General features: G+C 43.4%; 17 protein-coding genes. 8 read left to right on the top strand and 9 right to left on the bottom strand.

What is annotated here, in order from left to right; genetic code table 11:
* Positions 1-2 precede the first annotated feature (2 nt).
* From WN948_RS09060 to WN948_RS09035, 6 genes are all read right to left on the bottom strand, one after another.
* Complete coding sequence (locus tag WN948_RS09060; RefSeq protein ID WP_342303887.1) at positions 3-1,244, bottom strand: methanogenesis marker 15 protein; 1,242 nt, start codon at positions 1,242-1,244, stop codon at positions 3-5.
* A complete protein-coding gene (locus WN948_RS09055) occupies positions 1,241-1,702 on the bottom strand; it encodes a methanogenesis marker 5 protein (RefSeq protein ID WP_342303886.1) in 462 nt (153 codons plus the stop codon). The genes WN948_RS09060 and WN948_RS09055 overlap by 4 nt, the downstream gene beginning before the upstream one ends.
* Positions 1,703-1,711: 9 nt before the next feature.
* Positions 1,712-2,146 (bottom strand): methanogenesis marker 6 protein, encoded by a 435-nt coding sequence (locus tag WN948_RS09050; protein ID WP_342303885.1) that lies wholly within the window; start codon positions 2,144-2,146, stop codon positions 1,712-1,714.
* Between the two features lies 1 nt (position 2,147).
* Positions 2,148-3,671 (bottom strand): methanogenesis marker 3 protein, encoded by a 1,524-nt coding sequence (locus WN948_RS09045; RefSeq protein ID WP_342306447.1) that lies wholly within the window; start codon positions 3,669-3,671, stop codon positions 2,148-2,150.
* A 54-nt stretch (positions 3,672-3,725) separates the two neighbouring features.
* The gene (gene atwA / locus WN948_RS09040; RefSeq protein WP_342303884.1) at positions 3,726-5,345 is read right to left on the bottom strand and encodes a methyl coenzyme M reductase system, component A2; all 1,620 of its coding nucleotides are present in this window, start codon (positions 5,343-5,345) and stop codon (positions 3,726-3,728) included.
* Positions 5,346-5,595: 250 nt separating this feature from the next.
* The gene (locus WN948_RS09035; RefSeq protein WP_342303883.1) at positions 5,596-6,414 is read right to left on the bottom strand and encodes an HAD family hydrolase; all 819 of its coding nucleotides are present in this window, start codon (positions 6,412-6,414) and stop codon (positions 5,596-5,598) included.
* A gap of 69 nt (positions 6,415-6,483) precedes the next feature.
* On the opposite strand from WN948_RS09035, the gene WN948_RS09030 reads away from it, so the two are divergent.
* From WN948_RS09030 to speB, 5 genes are all read left to right on the top strand, one after another.
* Positions 6,484-7,242: a matrixin family metalloprotease gene (locus tag WN948_RS09030; protein WP_342303882.1), complete on the top strand. Its 759-nt coding sequence runs from the start codon at positions 6,484-6,486 to the stop codon at positions 7,240-7,242.
* A complete protein-coding gene (locus tag WN948_RS09025; protein ID WP_342303880.1) occupies positions 7,223-7,609 on the top strand; it encodes a methylated-DNA--[protein]-cysteine S-methyltransferase in 387 nt (128 codons plus the stop codon). The genes WN948_RS09030 and WN948_RS09025 overlap by 20 nt, the downstream gene beginning before the upstream one ends.
* Before the next feature lie 33 nt (positions 7,610-7,642).
* The gene (locus tag WN948_RS09020) at positions 7,643-9,352 is read left to right on the top strand and encodes an aldehyde ferredoxin oxidoreductase family protein (RefSeq protein WP_342303879.1); all 1,710 of its coding nucleotides are present in this window, start codon (positions 7,643-7,645) and stop codon (positions 9,350-9,352) included.
* 158 nt (positions 9,353-9,510) lie between these two features.
* The gene (locus tag WN948_RS09015) at positions 9,511-9,894 is read left to right on the top strand and encodes a translation initiation factor IF-5A (protein WP_342303878.1); all 384 of its coding nucleotides are present in this window, start codon (positions 9,511-9,513) and stop codon (positions 9,892-9,894) included.
* Between the two features lie 44 nt (positions 9,895-9,938).
* Positions 9,939-10,808, top strand: coding sequence for an agmatinase (speB, locus tag WN948_RS09010; RefSeq protein ID WP_342303877.1), 870 nt, complete (start codon positions 9,939-9,941; stop codon positions 10,806-10,808).
* A gap of 27 nt (positions 10,809-10,835) precedes the next feature.
* Here the strand turns inward: speB and WN948_RS09005 are convergent, their stop codons facing one another.
* From WN948_RS09005 to WN948_RS08995, 3 genes are read right to left on the bottom strand one after another with little or no spacing between them, the layout of a single operon-like run.
* Complete coding sequence (locus tag WN948_RS09005; protein ID WP_342303876.1) at positions 10,836-11,366, bottom strand: winged helix-turn-helix transcriptional regulator; 531 nt, start codon at positions 11,364-11,366, stop codon at positions 10,836-10,838.
* Between the two features lie 7 nt (positions 11,367-11,373).
* Positions 11,374-11,637 (bottom strand): hypothetical protein, encoded by a 264-nt coding sequence (locus WN948_RS09000; protein WP_342303875.1) that lies wholly within the window; start codon positions 11,635-11,637, stop codon positions 11,374-11,376.
* A 52-nt stretch (positions 11,638-11,689) separates the two neighbouring features.
* Entirely contained in the window at positions 11,690-12,439 is a 750-nt protein-coding gene (locus tag WN948_RS08995; protein WP_342303874.1) for a hypothetical protein, read from the bottom strand.
* Positions 12,440-12,696: 257 nt separating this feature from the next.
* Between WN948_RS08995 and WN948_RS08990 the strand changes: the two genes are divergently transcribed.
* The 3 genes from WN948_RS08990 (at position 12,697) to WN948_RS08980 (ending at position 17,704) form a co-directional block, all read left to right on the top strand.
* A complete protein-coding gene (locus WN948_RS08990) occupies positions 12,697-13,350 on the top strand; it encodes an HVO_0476 family zinc finger protein (protein ID WP_342303873.1) in 654 nt (217 codons plus the stop codon).
* Entirely contained in the window at positions 13,317-13,976 is a 660-nt protein-coding gene (locus WN948_RS08985; protein ID WP_342303872.1) for a protein-L-isoaspartate O-methyltransferase, read from the top strand. The genes WN948_RS08990 and WN948_RS08985 overlap by 34 nt, the downstream gene beginning before the upstream one ends.
* A gap of 89 nt (positions 13,977-14,065) precedes the next feature.
* Positions 14,066-17,704 carry a hydantoinase B/oxoprolinase family protein gene (locus WN948_RS08980; protein WP_342303871.1) on the top strand — a complete coding sequence of 1,213 codons (3,639 nt, stop codon included), beginning with the start codon at positions 14,066-14,068 and terminating at the stop codon, positions 17,702-17,704.
* Positions 17,705-17,722 lie beyond the last annotated feature (18 nt).

The following is a 17,722-nucleotide window of genomic DNA, read 5'->3' as shown; positions in this document are numbered from 1 at the left end:
AATTACTCCTCCACGAATCCTGATGCCAGCAAAGCACTACCAACAGCACCTATAAGGTGGGAGTTAGGAGGAACAAGAACATTGATCTTAAGCAACTCACCAAGAGCCTTTGGAACACCTTCGATAAGAGATGAACCACCCACAAGGATCAATGGCTCCTTTACATCGACTTCCTGAAGCTGCTGTTCAAATATCTGCTCTACGACACTGTGACATGCAGCAGCAGCGACATCTTCAGGAGTTGCGCCCTTTGCTAGGGAATTTACAAGTGACTGGATACCGAAAACGATACAGTAACTATTCATATCCACATTTTGTTCCATACCATTTACAGCAAGTGTGCCAAGTTCAGTGATGTCAACACCGAGCCTTTTTGCCGTCATATCAAGGAAACGTCCTGATGCTCCTGCGCAGATACCACCCATGGTGAACATTCCAGGAATACCATCATCTACAGATATTGCCTTGTTGTCCATTCCACCAATATCAATAACTGTTGCATGACCTTTCTGAGAGTCGGCAAGATAAACAGCACCCTTTGAGTTGACAGTAATCTCTTCCTGGATGAGTTGGGCATTGAAGTACTCACCAATAAGAAAACGACCGTATCCGGTTGTGCCTATAGCCTGGATATCCTCCTGTTTGACACCTGCAGCTTCCAGGGCCTGGTTGAAAGCTTCCGTTGCACTGTCAATAACCTTTATAGTGGGCACCCATCCGGAGCCTATGATCTCGTTGTCCTTCATTACAACTGCCTTTGTGGTCGTGGAACCAGAGTCAATACCAGCGGTAAGTCCGCTTTGCTTTTCCCTTGCAAGAAGGTGTCTGCGTCTTGCAATGGTCGTTAGAGCCTCCATACGAGTCAGCAGGGTTGCTGCAGTCGTACGCTCTGTAAATGAATAACTGATAACTGGAAGATCAGAATGTTTGTTAATGTAACGACGAACTTCATTTCTTACTATAGCAGCCTCAGCACACCTGAAACATGAAGTTATGAATACACCATCCACGTCCGAGATGCCTTCTACTATGGCCTTGGCCCTTGCCATTAAAAGACGAAGGTCAGGACTTGCAGCCTCCAGCCCAAAATCCTTTCCAATAGTGTCAAGGACATTGACATCTATCTCAGGGTATATCAGTTTAGCATTGACACTTGCTGCAACCGAATCAAGTTCTCCTTGAACACCAGCATATTCGGAACCACATGATACTAATGCCACTTTCACAACAGCTTCATCACTCATTCTGTTGCCTCCTCGGTTTTCTCAGGCAATGACTTCAGGAACTCAGCGATCTTGTACACAAATTCCTGACCCCCGTCATCAGATTCCGGAAAATCAAGCCCAAGGATTGGCATATCACGATCCCTAATTAGGAATTTCGTCAATTCATTTGTACGGGCACAGCCCATACAACCAAATGCCATGGGTGTCTCACCGACAATGATACCAGCCTCAGCCTGCTCGATCATAGGTCCAACGAGAGCCATTCTTCCCCTGACACCTGCCGGAACCTCTACAGCCGCATACTTCAGACCTGTTTTTGGTTCTTCCGCAGTGATATTCAGGGGAGGTGAATCCACACCAACAGTTGATATCTTTTCCTTGATCTTTTCCATCATTGCAATAGGTGTGTGACCGAACCTCTGGACCAGGTCAGAAAGGATCAGACTGTTTGTAGGGTATATGATAACTTTTGCCATTATAATGCCTCATTGAGTAGATTCGATTATGTCCTGAAGATCTTTCACTTCAAGCCTTTTCTTGTGTTCGGTCTCCTTGAGAGGAACGTTTTTGTCATATTTATCGAGGGCTTTTCCAATCATTGGAAGCATCATTGACTCTTCCTTCAGGAAATAGAATCCAGGCCTTGCACCACCACCACGGGAAGCACGGCAGCGCCTTTCATCTCCCGGAGGGAAACCTCTCTCTTTTACAAAGATACGATTCTTATCAAGATCCACAACCTCGTTCACCACTTTATCCACAGCATCTCTGGGACCTGTGACCATGGTGCCAAAACATGTTTCCTTTATGACAATATCAGTATTAGATTCGTATATATGCATAGCAGCGTCTATCGGCAGTACATTGTCTGAGCTCATGACAACGAGTTTCGTTATGATATCTCCATTACCTTCACCCATTTTATTCCTCCCTGCTGCGTTCAAGGATATACATTACATCTCCGTCCTTGAAATGCTTGAGTTTATCAATTTCAAGTATCTTCCCGATAATATTAGTGTTTGCAAACCTCTCCCCTGTAGGTCCGAAAAGATCATCATCTGTAGTTTTGACACCCACCATACCGGCGCGCTTTGCAACCTGGTTCGTGACACCGATCTCACCTGAAAGAGTCTTTTTAGGGATGTTCTCGGGGAATATCTCCTTATATTTTTCAGCTGGCTTCTCGGCTTTGAAGATGTAAGTATTCTCATACGTCATCATTATAGGGAGGACACCAACCGGATTATACTGGAGACCCACGGCATGTCTGAAGAAGTCAAGTGTTTTTGGAGCAAGATCATCATAAAGCTCGATTGTCACAAGCATTTCCGGATCGACACCCTGTACAGTGACCTCTGTGCCCTGCATGATCCCAATCGTTGTTGCAGGTGTTTGTTTAACAATAAACCCGTCATCTTCCGTATAACCTTCCACGGTGATCCCAATTCCAAGAGAGATCATTTCCTCTTTAGCATCCTTATTGGTCATACCAAGCAACATTATTGGCTCTGGAGCCGAGTCTATCATTATTTTCTGACCACTCTGTGCCATCCTTACAAATTCAATGCCCTTGGTAACATGACCTATTACAGAGTGCATAATAGAGGATGTACGATCATCTATGGAAATGTATAGCTTTCCTGCGCCATATCCCACAGTCCTCACAAAAACAGACCCAGTTGACCGGGATTCAAAGTTCTCGTAAGTCACTAGCTCACCCTGGAACCGATGATCGGATATAAAGGAACTTGATACAAAATCTATGTTGAAAGTACCGTCCCGGGTTACAGCAAAAAAGAACTCTGCGCCCTCAGGTGCCAGGGAATCGATCTCAATTTCAACATATGTGAATATTTTAGAGCCACTCTCCAGTTTAACCGAAAGGTCTGTGGTACTGATGTGTTCACCTGCTTTCTCCCATTCGACAACAGGTTCTATTGACAATATTCTGTCGCCCTTGTCAAGGTCAGAAAGAACGTGTTTTCCGCTTATAAGTCTTGCAAATGTACCACCTTCGGGAGCACCATATTCTGATGAGTGTTTTGTCTTGCTAATAATGATATGAGTATTAGCGGCATCGCCGCCGCCTGCACCGAAAAGCAAAGTGAACCGTTCCATATCAGTACTACCACGGACAGGTTCCATATCCGTACTAAATGGCCCGAATGCCAGAGCATCTTTGCTCGTCCAGCGAACAGGTATGTCAATAAAATCGTTAAAAATAGACACCCATCTTTTTGAAGAAAGAGAGGAAACATCCAGGAGTTCTATCTTGAACTCACCTTTGGATGTCTTCACAAGGTATTCAACAGAAGCCTGTGACTTCAAGTCCTCTTTTTCAATAAGTATCCCAACTGCCGTTCCTTTCTTATATGGTGCGTTTGACACCTTGATGGCGTCTTCAAGATTTGAACTTTCTGGTAATTTAAATTCCTGTCCGTTGATCTCTACCGTTATTTCGCCACTCGTGCCAAACTCCTCCGTAATATTCTCAAAATGTCATGGTTCTGGTGCAGCTGCTTCCATACGTTCTTCATCAGTAAGCTCTGCAAGGACAACATCAGGCTTCCCTACATTGACGATCTTACCATTTCTCATTAGAGCTACACGATCACATACCTCTTCCAGGAAGTCCATATCATGTGAAACGATGACAAAGGTGTCACCCATCTTATCACGTGCTTCCAGAATTGACTTTGTGACCTCTTTCTTTGTGAACGGATCCATTGTTCCCGTCGGTTCGTCCATTATGATGATCTTTGGTTCCTTCATCAATATCTGAGCCAGCGCAACCCTGTGACTTTCACCTTCGCTAACCTCATTTGACATCTTTGATAATATAGATTTTGCCTTCTCATCCGTGAATCCGGTTGCTACCAGAGTATTGATCGCCTTTCTTACAGCAAGTTCGTAAGGAAGATCAATACCTATTGATTCTGTCAGATTGTCAATTATCGTCCTGTGAGTGTAAAGGCCATATTCCTGATGCAGTATACCCATGTACTTAACTGCACGTCCCCTGCATTCAGGTCCTGGTTTTTTCATGTCGATCCACTCATCTCCGACGCGTACCTGTATCTCACCACTTGTAGGCTGCACAATACCCATGAGGACTTCAGATGTAGTGGTCTTTCCTGCACCACTGGTACCTGCAAGACCGAATATCTCTCCTTCTTTTACATCAAATGAGACATCATTCACAGCGTAAACAACACCTCTGGTCACTGAGATATATTTCTTAACAAGATTATCGATCTTGATAAGTGGGTCACCAATAACTACGTCGCATTTCTTTTCTACAGAACAGACAAGCTGCATGAACTCTTTTGCGACCTCTGAGGGGGAACCTTCCTTTACAATTGCCCCATCCTCAAGAATAATAGCCTTATCAGCCAGGTCCTCTACGACCTCTGACCAGTGCGAAGTAATGACCATTGTCATATTGTATTCTTTGACGGCTTTTGCAATCACATCATGCACTACATCTGCGGTCTTAGGATCAAGCGTGCCTGTTGGCTCATCGGCAATAAGAAGCATTGGGTCTCTTACAAGTTGGCGGGCAAGTACCACTCTCTGTTTCTCACCACCGCTTAGGTCACGTGCCACATGCATCATGCGATGTGAAAGCTCTACCTTTTCCAGGAGTTCTACAGCACGAGACATGGCGGTTTCACTATTGACACCTATTTCTGTGAGAGAGTTTATAACATTAACAATAACCTTGTCATCACCATAGAGAGCAAAGGTACGCTGAAGCATAATAGCGATCCTTTTGGTTATCTCACGTCTTCCAGAGTCATGGAGTGAAAGTTTTATGAAATCGGCTTCAAAAGGCTTGAGAGTATCCTTGCCACAGTCAGGACATTCGTTTCCAACCTTGCTCGGTGGTTCGATATATCCACATTTGTCGCATCTTGCGAGATGGTAGATTACTTCTCCACTGATACCTTCATATTCTTCAGCACCGCGCAGGACGTGCATCAATACTGTTTTCCCTGAGCCACTTCTTCCAAGAATTCCAAGAACTTCTCCTTCATTAATGGTCAGATTTATATTTTTGAGAACTTTAACACCATCAAATTCAAGTGTCAGATTTTTGACTTCAATGAGTAATGCCATTTGATTACCTCCGCCTACGGGTGCATAGGAGTCCTGTCACACTAATAATAATATGCATATCTACTCAAATTACTTAACGGTTTTGTAGATTACATACAAAACTAGATCAATTGAAACCCATGCAGACCCGAGAACAAGTTTTTAGTGATCTTTTTTAAAGAATTACTGTTGGATTATTGAACTCAATACATAAACGTAACGCATCTATTTTGCACTGTTAACTTCTAAAAACCGGAAACGGATATTGATTTTATAATGTTGCATGCCCGCCCATGTTTTTTACAATGTCAACCACATCGATTATATTGCCTATGATAATATCCGCTGCATCCACAAGGACCGGCGGCCTTTCATCTCCTTGTTGTAATGAGAGAATACCCACATCAGCTGCCTTTAAAGCAAGAATATCATTCATTCCATCCCCCACCATAACTACAAAATCATAGTTTATCTTAAGATTTTCAACAATTGTTTCTTTGTCGTGCGTTGTGGCAACTGCAAAAACATCCCGCATGGGAATATCCAGAGATGAGGCAAGTCCTTTGAGGTTCTGCGCATCGTCCCCCGAAGCGATGTAAATATCAGTACCAAGTTCCTTCAGGAGTTTGATTGCCACAGATGTTTTGGAATACATCTGCCCACCAGTGCTAAGAACATAAGGTACCAGATTTTCCCGAGAATCCACAATAAGCCCTGCTGCAATGTAAAACACATTTGGACAACGACCTTTTACAAGAGAGACCACATCACTAAGATCACTTACCTTCGTTTGGTTCTCCTTTATTATACCGTATACATCATCCAGCCTGAAAGGACTGCTTGAGCAACTTATACCAAGGTCGATATCATATTGGTCAATAAAATCATGCAGCTCCATATCAGGATCACACCGTCTGATATCATCAAAGCATGTGCGTATAACGACAAGTGCCTGATTGGCCTTCTCAGCCACAAGAAGTGTGGTCTGTATATCTTCAAGAATAGAACCGGTGCTCATTTCCTTTGCAACACGATACATATGCAACAGTGTCCCGGCACTATCGAAGACAACAGCAACACGTTTTTTCATAGATTCTGATTGTATTTATCAAATATACGTTTGCTTATAGACTTCCAGATCAGGCAGGAAAAGTGCCAAATGACTAATATGCAAGCAGCAACAATTTTCAGGATAACTGCCATGACGAAAATGAACCGGATAATAATTGTCCTGATAATATTTATTGCACTGGCTTTTGTCTCAGAGAGTTTTAACAATTCGGATACAGAGATAGTTATATTGAACCCTGATCCTTGGAATCACAGTCCAATCACCGTTTATATTGACGACAGCGAGATTCCTGAGCATTACAGCCCAAGTTACAGGACAGATGTGGAGAATGCATTGGAATACTGGGAAAGCGGTGGAAACGGACAGCTGGACTACCAGCCTGTTTTTGAGATCGTTGATGTTGACAATGCTGATATACTGATAATGTGGGTAGAGAATCTCGAAAAGGATGCAGGGGTTGAGAATGGTGTTGCCGGGTTTACAAGACCATATGTGGTGAATGGCAAGTTTGAGCGTGCTGATATCGTACTGGAAACCGGAAATTACAAAGGATATTCATGGGTCCAATACGGAGACAGCACCATGAAAGATATAGCAACACATGAACTGGGCCACGCACTTGGACTTGGGCACAGTAATGATAGAAATGATATCATGTTCCCTACCTATGACATCAAGCAGGATGTCAACCCTCTGCTACTCCATTCCACATGGCCTCTGCTTCTGCTGATGGTAATTATCGCCATTCTTGTAGTCTCATACCACGGAACCGGATGGCTTCACTACAAGAAAAAGAGAAAAGAGCTCGAGAAGGAGGTTTTCACCAATGACAAAAATGAGAGATAAAACAGTATTCCAGGCAATATTGAGGTATTTTGGTGGCGAAAATATCGACTTCTCAGATTATGAGCTTGACCTCTATGAACTTACGGAATTCCAGCGCAAGGTCCTGGAGGAAGTAAGAAAGATACCTTATGGCGAAACAGTAACTTATCAGGAACTTGCCTGCAGAATCGGAAACGAAGGTGCTGCCAGGGCTGTTGGTGGTGCAGTTGCCAAAAATCCATATCCTATAATCATACCCTGTCACCGTGTAGTATCATCTTCAGGAATAGGCGGTTTTTGTGGAGAGACCTGCGGCGAAAAGGTTGAGCTGAAGAAGAAGATGCTAAAGATGGAAGATGATTATAAAGAAAAAGAAAGTTTATATTAAAAGTGTAGAAGAAAATAACTTCTGGTGAAGAAAATGTTTGGATGGACAGGAAGAACAGTAATCGTGGACCTGGGGAACAACTCGGTCGCAGAAACGAAAACGAAGAAGTCATATGTTGAACAGTTCATCGGCGGACGTGGGCTCGGTTGCAGGTTGATGGAAGAGTTTGCAGATGCTGAACTTGACCCTTTCAGTCCTGATAATCCTCTTATTTTTACTACCGGACCACTTACAGGGACTTCAAGCCCTATGTCGGGACACTTCACTGTCACATGCAAATCTCCACTTACATCCACGATCTTCAGCTCCAATGGCGGAGGACACTTTGGCGCCGAGCTAAAATTTGCAGGCATCGATGCCCTTGTAATAAAAGGAAAAGCTGAAAGACCTGTTTATCTCAATATTTATGATGAGGAAGTTGAAATACTACCTGCCGGGCATCTCTTGGGAAAAAATACCGCAGAGACCACTGCATTGCTTGAAATGAAAGGTAAGGTTGCATGCATAGGAAAAGCAGGAGAGAAACTTGTCAGTATGGCAAATATCATCAACGACCGCATGTACTCCAGTGGACGTGGCGGGCATGGTGCCGTGGCAGGCTCAAAAAACCTCAAGGCAATAGTTGTAAAGGGAACCAACGTTGTCCAGATAGCAGAGCCTGTTGCCTTTGAAGAAGTTGTCGAAAAAACAAATAAATTGCTTGTGGCAAATCCACCGGCTTCCAAAGGCCTTCAAAAATATGGAAGTTCCGCATTTACTGACCTTTTTGACTACATGGGAATTCTTCCCGCACACAATTTCGGAAAAAAGAATTTCTCCGGTGCAGAGAAACTCTCAGGCGAAGTCATCAACAAAAAATACAAAATGCTCCAGGCACCCTGTTATGCATGTCCTGTTAGCTGCAGGAGAACTTCAGAAGATGGCCAACCGGTACCTGATTATGATTCCATATGGGCTTTCGGACCAAATATTGGTAACGATGACATGGAAATTATAAGAGAAATGGACAGCCTCTGTTTTGATTACGGGCTGGACCCGATCTCCTGTAGTGCATCCATTGCAGCATACATGGAAGTAAATCTATGGATGAAAATGGATGAATTAAAAGGACTCATACTGGAAATAGGAAATGGAAGACATGATGTCTGCAAGGGCTCACAAGCATATTTGTGTTCTGTGGAAAAAGAGGAATACAGCACCGCAGTCAAGGGACTTGAACTTCCTGGATACGACCCCAGAGAAATGGCAGGTATGGCCATAGCCTACGCAACATCCAACACCGGAGGATCTCATCTTAGCGCTTTTATGGCAGCTCCCGAGATAATGGGAAAGCCGGTGTTGCTTGACAGAAATTCATTTAACGGTAAGGCTGCTCTTGTGCAGCATTTCCAGAACCTCACAGCGGCAATTGATTCACTGGTTATGTGTCCTTTCTCCATGCTTGCCATCGGAGAGGTTGAACTTGCTGCACTGCTCAGTCATGTTACCGGAAAAAAATATTCTGCAGAGGAAATGCTACTTGCTGGAGAGAGAATCTACAACCTTGAAAGACTGTTCAATTTGAAGGCAGGATTTTCCACAAAGGATGACATCCTTCCTGAAAGATTCTTTGCAAAGGACGGAATAGACCGGGAAGAATTTGAAGAATCAATCTCAGATTACTATCACTTCAGAGGATGGGATGATGCTGGCATACCGGAAGAGGAAAAACTGAGCGAACTTAACATTGTCAGAGGCAGATGACAAAAAAAGAACAAAATATGTTCATCTTTTTTACGTATTTGCCATTATTTCCCTCAATTTATGCAGAATCAAAGGTTAAGTTCATATATAGCATTAAGAATTATACCAATATACCGTTTAAGCTCATAAATTATTATTACAATTATGGAGGATTTTAAGTGAAAATACAAGTCGAGGTTAAAGAACTTAAAGAGGGTAAGTACGTCATCGTTGACGATGAACCCTGTGTCATCAAAAGCATTACCAAGTCAAAGCCAGGGAAACACGGTTCAGCAAAAGCAAGAATCGATGTCATGGGCCTCTTTGACAAACAAAAGAGATCAATCATAGGTCCTGTTTCAGATAAGACCTACGTTCCAATAGTAGAAAGAAAGAACGCACAGGTACTTTCCATTTCCGGTGGCGTTGCACAGCTCATGGACATGGGCGATTTCTCAACATTTGAGATGAAGATCCCTGATGAGTACAAGGAAAGGATCATTGAGGGCGAAGAAGTATCCTACCTGACCGCAATGGGTAAAATGAAGTTCGATCTGAGATAATTATATCTCTGATCACTTTTTTCTTCTTTTCAATTATTACAGTCATGTTCTACAAACCCAATATGATGGATGCACTGTCAGATTATGATTCTGCAAGGTATGTGATATTTGGTATTCCTTTTGATGCTACTTCTTCATACAGGTCAGGAAGTCGCTGGGCCCCTGATGCCATGAGAAAAGCTTCAGCAAATTTTGAAACTTATAACGATCATTTTGATATTGATTTTGATGACCTGTTCATACATGATGCAGGAAACCTTGAGCCTTATTCATCCGTTGATGAGACACTCGAAGAGCTCTACCTTGCTGTTAAGCCAATTGCAAGGGACCGAAAAATACCCATCATGCTTGGTGGCGAGCACTCACTTACGTACCCATGCGTGAAGGCATGCGCAGAGGAAGCCGGACAAGATATTGGTTTTGTTGTAATGGATGCCCATTTCGACCTTCGGGAAGAATACGGAGGTATCAAAAACAGCCATGCATGCGTTTCCAGACATGTACTGGATGATATTACAGACACCTATGTAACAATAGGAGTTCGCAGCGGACCAAAGGAAGAGTGGGTATTTGCAAAAGAGAACGGCATCAAATACTATACTTCAGATGATGTAAGGGAAATGGGAATAAAACAGGTCATTTCTGAGGTAAAAGAATATCTTGGTTGTAAAAAGATCTATCTTTCCCTGGATATGGATGCCCTTGACCCCGCATACGCACCCGGTCTTGGAACTCCCGAACCATTCGGACTTACAGACATCGATGTGCGTGAGATAATACGTGCATTCGCACCAGTGTCAGTTGGTTTTGACGTTGTTGAGATAACCCCTGAATACGACAACGGAATAAGCGCACTGCTTGGAACGAAACTTCTCAGGGAATTCATTGCAGCGCATGCTGCAAGTGAGAAATAGAAGTAAAAACATATCACATGCGTTTGATCATTCACTCTTTTTACTTTTCAGTTCCCACATTTCAATGAAGTTGTCAAGCAGTTTGTCAAAGAAACTTGCATTATATGTGATGATAAGCTCCGCAACTTTCTCAGGACACATGACCTTAAACTTGCTTTCCCTGCCACAAACGGTTTTCTGCACAATCCCGGATGCTACAAGTTTGTTAAGATGCCAGGAAACCGTGGAAGGAGAAAGACCGATAGCTGAAGATAGGTCCTTATTGTTCATGCCAGGTGCCTCCATTAGAGTTACAAGAATATGGCTGCAAGCTTTTTTCCTCAAAAAAGACATGACTTTCCGGTCATCAGCATCCAGTTCTTTGTTTTTGACAAAATAGCGTACAAATTGTTCGTCTTTATGTGTTGAGATAAGGTTTTTCTTTTCCATGTAATGAAGATGATACTGTAGATTTCCAACTGCAATATCAAGAGTTCTTTCAAGCTCACGCATGTGGATTCCAGGCGAACTCTGAATCATTTCGAATATCCTTTTTCGGGTATCGAGCTCAAATTCCATTTCAACCCTACTCTTTTGTCAGCATGGCAAAGAAGAACAACAGCAATACAATAAAGTTCAGAATACTACTCCATATCTCAAAACTATCCCCCATTGCCGGGAAAAATGACTCCGTTGAATCCAGGAAGCCCATTAGAAAATAAGTGAAAAATGCCGCAGCAACCATCAACAGTTTCCTTCTTCTTTCTCTCAGGTATGCAGCAAAAGATATTGAGAAGAGCGTCACTGCCAATATACTTGATAGTAGAACTATCAAATTGTCAATTTCCATATAAGAATGTCACCTCCTGATAAAAATAAAAAGAAAGACAATTGTCTTCCTTTCACTCAGTTCTTATCTCTACAAGTTCCAGCCTCTCATCACCTTCTGTTACGGCGACTTCCAAAAGCAATCCAACACCGCTGGCATAGTACTTGTGCTCCTCGATTCCCGGTTCAAGTGGCGTCCATTCCTTTGTCTGCAGACAGTTATCAAATGAACCATATTCTACTGAAACAGATTCATCAAGACTCAATACTTCAGCCATGTCCTCTGCCTCACCTTCATAGTACTCCTGCTGATAGTCATCGCCTACCTGTGGATTTGCTTTCATAATGATTCCAGGTTCTGCACCGTCAACACCTGCTTCCCATGAACCTGCTGTGCTAACAATTTCACCGTCTTCATAATCATTGGAATCTTCACCAAAATACCAGACATTTCCATCTTTGTCCTGCACAAACCAGTCATATGTCTCTTCCACCAGTTCACCATTTTCCCACACCCTGTCTTCTACAACAGTTGTAGTAACACCCATAACCACTTTTTTCTGCGGGCTGACAAAAACCACATTTCTTTCAGTGCCTTCCTCAGTCTCTCCTTCATACACAAAGGTTGTACCTGGTTTCAGAGGTAGATACTGATTATCTATTTCTTCTACGAAGTTTGCAGGGTCTATTACAGGATTATAAGGATCTTCCAATCCTTCTTCAGATGCATCTTCAGAGTACGAGGTATCAGTACACCCGGATACCATTACAAGTACCACTCCCAAAAAAAGCACCACGATATTTCTAATCATTTTGCGTTTCATTTTAAGCCTCCATTTTTCTCCGCCGGACAGACAAAAAGTTATCAAATTAAAAGTAGTGCTGTCTCATATTAACGATTCTGGTACAGGCATCGAAGATTAATACAAAGTTCGAACAATCGAATAATGCTAAAAAAATAGATAATCAAGACAAATTCAAAACAGGAAAAATTATATTCGCAGTATCATGAAACAACACTAAAACAACATACTATGCAGTTAATTATTTACATATTCCAGACAATAACATCATTGAGAATATGAACGATGAAGTTGAAGTAGTATGCCCATCATGCTCACCTAAAATGAGTGTGCTGCATGATGTTTTGAAATCCGGTCAGAATATGGTTGTACAGTGTCAGGAATGCGGGAATGTCCACCCAACCAAATTTGAAAAACCAAAGACATTCAACATAAAAGTAATAATCAGTAAAGGCGATAAATCTTTTACACAGATGACCAAAATGACATCAGAAGAAGATGTCAACATCGATGATGAGATAATTGTCGATGACGGAGAATCTGATGAAGTATTTCCGGTCCTGATAACTTCCATCGAGTCAGGAGATAAAAGACTGGAAAAAGCAAATGCCGCAGAGATAAGTACGATATGGGGCAGGGCTATCGATGAAGTTGCTGTTAAAATCGCCATCCACCGGGGAAAAAGCACAGAAGCTCTTATAAAAAGAGTACCCGGAGGATACGAATTCATTATCGGTAAAGAGGAAATCGTTGACAAGACTAAAGTGAGGATCAAGAAGATAAAAATAAGAGACAGTAGTCTTGAATCTAGTACCGGCATGGCAGTTGAGGCAAAGTTCATTAAAAGGATATTTGCAGAAGAAATTGTGAGACCGAACTGGGGAGAAGGAAAAACTGCATGGAGTATGAAAGGGAAAGGTCGCTCCTGGTAAAATCTCTCAAAAAACAAGGAACCAGTGAAAGAACTCTAAGAGCGATGAAGAAGGTACCAAGACATCATTTTGTACCTTCTATACATGTATCACGTGCCTATGTTGACAGTCCATTACCCATAGGACACGCGCAGACAATATCAGCACCCCACATGGTTGCCATGATGTGTGACCTTCTTGAGCTTCAGGAAGGGCAGACAATACTTGAGATCGGTGCAGGCTCAGGTTACAATGCAGCAGTCATGGCGGAGATAATTGGTAAAAATGGACAAGTCTATTCTATTGAGCGTCGTGAACCGCTAGCCAGATTTGCAAGGGAGAATCTGGAAAGAGCCGGATATTCCAATGTGGAAGTTATACTGGCCGATGGTTCGCTGGGCTATCCTGAGCATGCACCCTATAACAGGATATGTGTAACTGCATCAGCACCTGAAACGCCAAAACCTCTTTTGGAGCAGCTAAACCCCGGCGGTATCATGGTCCTGCCTGAAGGTGATACCTACCAAAACCTATACCTTGTCAGGAAATCCATGAATGGTGAAATTACAAAGGAAAACAGAGGCGGAGTGATATTCGTACCACTTGTTGGTGACCACGGTTACAATCTATTCACAAGCCATAGATAATTCATTTTTACCGCAAAAACATTTTTAATATTTTATGCTTATTTAGCAGAGCATATTTTATAATAATCAGATTATGGTATGAAAGAACGATGTCCTCAAAAAAAGAAAACTGGCAATTCTGGATAGACAGAGGCGGCACATTCACAGATATTGTTGCCCGGAAACCTGATGGACAGTTGCTTGCACACAAACTACTGTCAGTAGACCCGGAACACTATACAGATGCTGCAATGCATGGAATAAGGACCATACTCAGGATAGACCCAAAGTCCAACCTGCCAACGGAAATGATATCATCCATCAAGATGGGAACAACTGTTGGGACGAATGCATTGCTTGAACGAAAGGGAGAAACTACTGCACTGGTAATCACAGAAGGTTTCATGGATGCTTTGAGAATTGGATACCAGAACAGACCTGATATCTTCGCTTTGAAGATAGAACTACCGGAGCTGCTCTATGACAAGATCATCGAGGTTAAGGAACGTTACAATGCATCAGGTGAGGAGTTGATTAGCCTTGATACGGAGAACTCGTGCAGGGAACTAGAGAGAATATATTCTCAGGGAATTCGTTCGATTGCCATTGTACTGATGCATGCATATCGTTACCCGGAACATGAGCTGCAGCTTAAGGAGATTGCAAAGGAAATCGGTTTTACGCAGATATCACTTTCACACGAAGTGAGCCCTCTTATGAAACTCATAAGCAGCGGGGAAACAACTGTTGTGGATGCTTACCTTTCCCCTGTGCTACGAAGATATATCGACATGATAGCAAGCACCCTTGAAACTGGAGGAGACAATACCAAACTCATGTTCATGCAGTCCAACGGCGGACTGATCGAAGCTACTCAATTCAGGGGCAAGGACTGCATTCTGTCCGGACCTGCCGGCGGAATTGTAGGAGCTGTGGAAACATCCGGCATGGCAGGTTTTGAGAAAGTGGTCACTTTCGACATGGGTGGAACTTCCACAGATGTGGCCCATTACAACGGAGAATATGAGAGAAGTTTTGAAACGGAGATTGCCGGAGTTCACCTGCGCTCTCCAATGCTCTATATTCACACCGTGGCAGCAGGTGGAGGATCAATACTTCATTTCGATGCCGGAAGATTCACGGTCGGGCCGGATTCTGCAGGTTCCGAGCCGGGGCCTGCATGTTATCGCAAGGGAGGTCCACTCACAATTACCGATTGTAACCTGATGCTTGGCAAGATAGACCCACAACATTTCCCACATGTATTCGGCCACAGTGCAGACATGCCACTTAATTCTGATGTTGTGATAGATAAATTTTCAGCCCTTGCAGAAGATGTCAGTTCATTTACAGGAGAGGAACACAGTGCTGAGCAGGTGGCTGAAGGTTTTTTGAAAATAGCCATTGAAAATATGGCAAACGCTATCAAAAAAATATCAATCCAGCGCGGGTATGACACAAAGGATTACGTCCTTTGCTGCTTTGGCGGAGCAGGTGCCCAGCATGCATGTGGTGTTGCGGATGCACTGAATATTAAGAAAATACTGATACACCCGTTTGCAGGAGTGCTTTCCGCATACGGAATGGGACTTGCAGACCAGCGTATTATGAAAGAGCATGCTGTAGAGAAAAAGCTTGAGAGAAAACTTATAGCAGAACTCCGGGGCATTGCCACTGAAATGGAAATGAGCGGCAAGGAAGAAATGCGGATTCAGGGTGTTTCGGAGGATGACATCAGTGCACTGCATAAAGTCCATGTCAAATACCGTGATGCTGGGACTTCCATTATTGTTGACCTTGATAATGAAAAAAAGATTAAAAGGTCTTTTGAGAATGAGCATAAGAACCGTTTCGGCTTTATCATGGATAACAAGGAACTGGTTATAGAAGCGGTTTCCACAGAGATAATCGGTTCAGGGGAAACTATGCGGAAATCCACCATCCCCAATGTTGCTTCAGAAGAGGGAGACAGGTTGCCTGATATGATTATGTACACTTGCGGCGAACCACATAAAACGCCTATTTACAGAAGAGAAAAACTTGTGTCAGAAACTAAAATTAAAGGACCTTCCATTATTGTGGAAACAAATACTACTGTTGTAATCGAACCGGGCTGGGAGGCTGAGCTTACAGAGAACCAGGAACTGGTGCTTGAAAGAGTGAGTGCTCTGCCAAAGAGGGAGTCGATTGGTACTGAAGCTGAGCCTGTGATGCTTGAGATATTCAATAACAGATTCATGTCCATTGCACAGCAGATGGGGTACACACTCCAGAATACATCTTATTCAGTCAATATCAAAGAAAGGCTTGACTTTTCATGTGCGCTTTTTGATGGGGAGGGAAATCTCATAGCCAACGCGCCTCATATACCTGTCCATCTCGGTTCCATGGGTGAGAGTGTCAAATCGATTTTCAGGAAGTTCCCTGATATGAAATCAGGAGATGTTTTCATGCTCAATTCTCCCTTTGAAGGCGGGACGCATCTACCTGACATTACAGTTATTACCCCTGTGTTTCATGAAAATGAGCTTGCATTCTTTGTGGCTTCCAGAGGACATCATGCTGATATTGGTGGAGTGACTCCGGGGTCCATACCACCTGAGAGCAGGCACATAGAGGAGGAAGGAGTGCTGACAAAAGGACAGATAATCGTATCCTGTGGAAAGTTCCTTGAAGATGAGGTCCAAGAATGGTTGCTTTCCGGCAAATACCCGGCACGTAATCCTTTCCAGAATATTGCGGATCTGAAGGCACAGGTAGCTGCTAATGAGAAAGGAGTCAGGGAACTGGAAAAGCTTGTGGAGCACTTTTCTATGGAAACGGTGCAGGCATACACGAGACATGTCATGGACAATGCCGAAGAATCTGTGAGAAGAGTTATCGAAGTACTGAAGAACGGGAATTTCTCACTTTCCTTTGATGATGGGACGGCTATACACGTGAAGGTCAGTATTGACCACAAGAAGAGAGCAGCACACATCGACTTTGCCGGAACTTCCGGGCAGCATCCTGGAAATTTGAATGCTCCGGTGGCTGTGTGTAAGGCTGCGGTGCTTTATGTGTTCAGGTCACTGGTGGAGAAGGATATTCCACTTAATGAAGGCTGCCTGCGTCCTCTTGAGATAAGTATCCCTGAAAAGAGCATACTGAACCCTGAATACCCTGCAGCTGTGGTGGCGGGGAATGTTGAGACTTCTCAGTATATCGTTGATGCGCTTTTCGGGGCGCTTGGAGTGATGGCAGGATCACAGGGCACCATGAACAATTTCACTTTTGGAGATGATGAATTCCAGTATTACGAGACCATTTGCGGTGGTTCTGGAGCAGGAAATGGATTTGATGGCACTGACGCTGTACAGACCCATATGACCAATTCCAGGATTACCGACCCGGAGGTGCTGGAATGGAGATTCCCTGTGAGGCTTGAGGAGTTCTCTGTCAGGGAAGGCAGTGGTGGTGAAGGAGAATATAACGGAGGGTGCGGAGTTGTTCGGAAGATACGGTTCCTCAGACCAATGAGAGCGGCCGTCATTTCGAGCCACAGGAAATTCCCTCCGGCGGGTTTGAATGGCGGAGAGAATGGGAAGGTCGGGCACAACTATGTTTTGCGGGCAGGTGGAAATGAAGATATGGACGGAGATATTGAGGAACTTGGAGGAAGAGCTCTTGTTGATATGAGAAAAGGAGACTTGTTTGTGGTGGAGACCCCCGGAGCAGGTGGGTTTGGTAAAAAAGAAAGAGTTAAGTAATGATACTGATAAAGCAGC

The organism is Methanolobus sp. ZRKC5 (assembly GCF_038446525.1).
Lineage (GTDB): Archaea > Halobacteriota > Methanosarcinia > Methanosarcinales > Methanosarcinaceae > Methanolobus.
The sequence above is the reverse complement of the archived record's forward strand: the minus strand, read 5'-3'. Positions and strand labels throughout refer to the sequence as shown.

Coding starts and splice junctions, on each gene's coding strand:
- WN948_RS09050 (WP_342303885.1), bottom strand. CDS start 2,146: ATGGGTGAAGGTAATGGAGATATCATAACGAAACTCGTTGTCATGAGC.
- WN948_RS09020 (WP_342303879.1), top strand. CDS start 7,643: ATGTTTGGATGGACAGGAAGAACAGTAATCGTGGACCTGGGGAACAAC.
- WN948_RS09030 (WP_342303882.1), top strand. CDS start 6,484: ATGACTAATATGCAAGCAGCAACAATTTTCAGGATAACTGCCATGACG.
- WN948_RS09000 (WP_342303875.1), bottom strand. CDS start 11,637: ATGGAAATTGACAATTTGATAGTTCTACTATCAAGTATATTGGCAGTG.
- WN948_RS08985 (WP_342303872.1), top strand. CDS start 13,317: ATGGAGTATGAAAGGGAAAGGTCGCTCCTGGTAAAATCTCTCAAAAAA.
- WN948_RS09005 (WP_342303876.1), bottom strand. CDS start 11,366: ATGGAATTTGAGCTCGATACCCGAAAAAGGATATTCGAAATGATTCAG.
- WN948_RS09025 (WP_342303880.1), top strand. CDS start 7,223: ATGACAAAAATGAGAGATAAAACAGTATTCCAGGCAATATTGAGGTAT.
- WN948_RS09060 (WP_342303887.1), bottom strand. CDS start 1,244: ATGAGTGATGAAGCTGTTGTGAAAGTGGCATTAGTATCATGTGGTTCC.
- speB (WP_342303877.1), top strand. CDS start 9,939: ATGTTCTACAAACCCAATATGATGGATGCACTGTCAGATTATGATTCT.
- WN948_RS09035 (WP_342303883.1), bottom strand. CDS start 6,414: ATGAAAAAACGTGTTGCTGTTGTCTTCGATAGTGCCGGGACACTGTTG.
- WN948_RS08980 (WP_342303871.1), top strand. CDS start 14,066: ATGTCCTCAAAAAAAGAAAACTGGCAATTCTGGATAGACAGAGGCGGC.
- WN948_RS08990 (WP_342303873.1), top strand. CDS start 12,697: ATGAACGATGAAGTTGAAGTAGTATGCCCATCATGCTCACCTAAAATG.
- WN948_RS08995 (WP_342303874.1), bottom strand. CDS start 12,439: ATGAAACGCAAAATGATTAGAAATATCGTGGTGCTTTTTTTGGGAGTG.
- atwA (WP_342303884.1), bottom strand. CDS start 5,345: ATGGCATTACTCATTGAAGTCAAAAATCTGACACTTGAATTTGATGGT.
- WN948_RS09055 (WP_342303886.1), bottom strand. CDS start 1,702: ATGGCAAAAGTTATCATATACCCTACAAACAGTCTGATCCTTTCTGAC.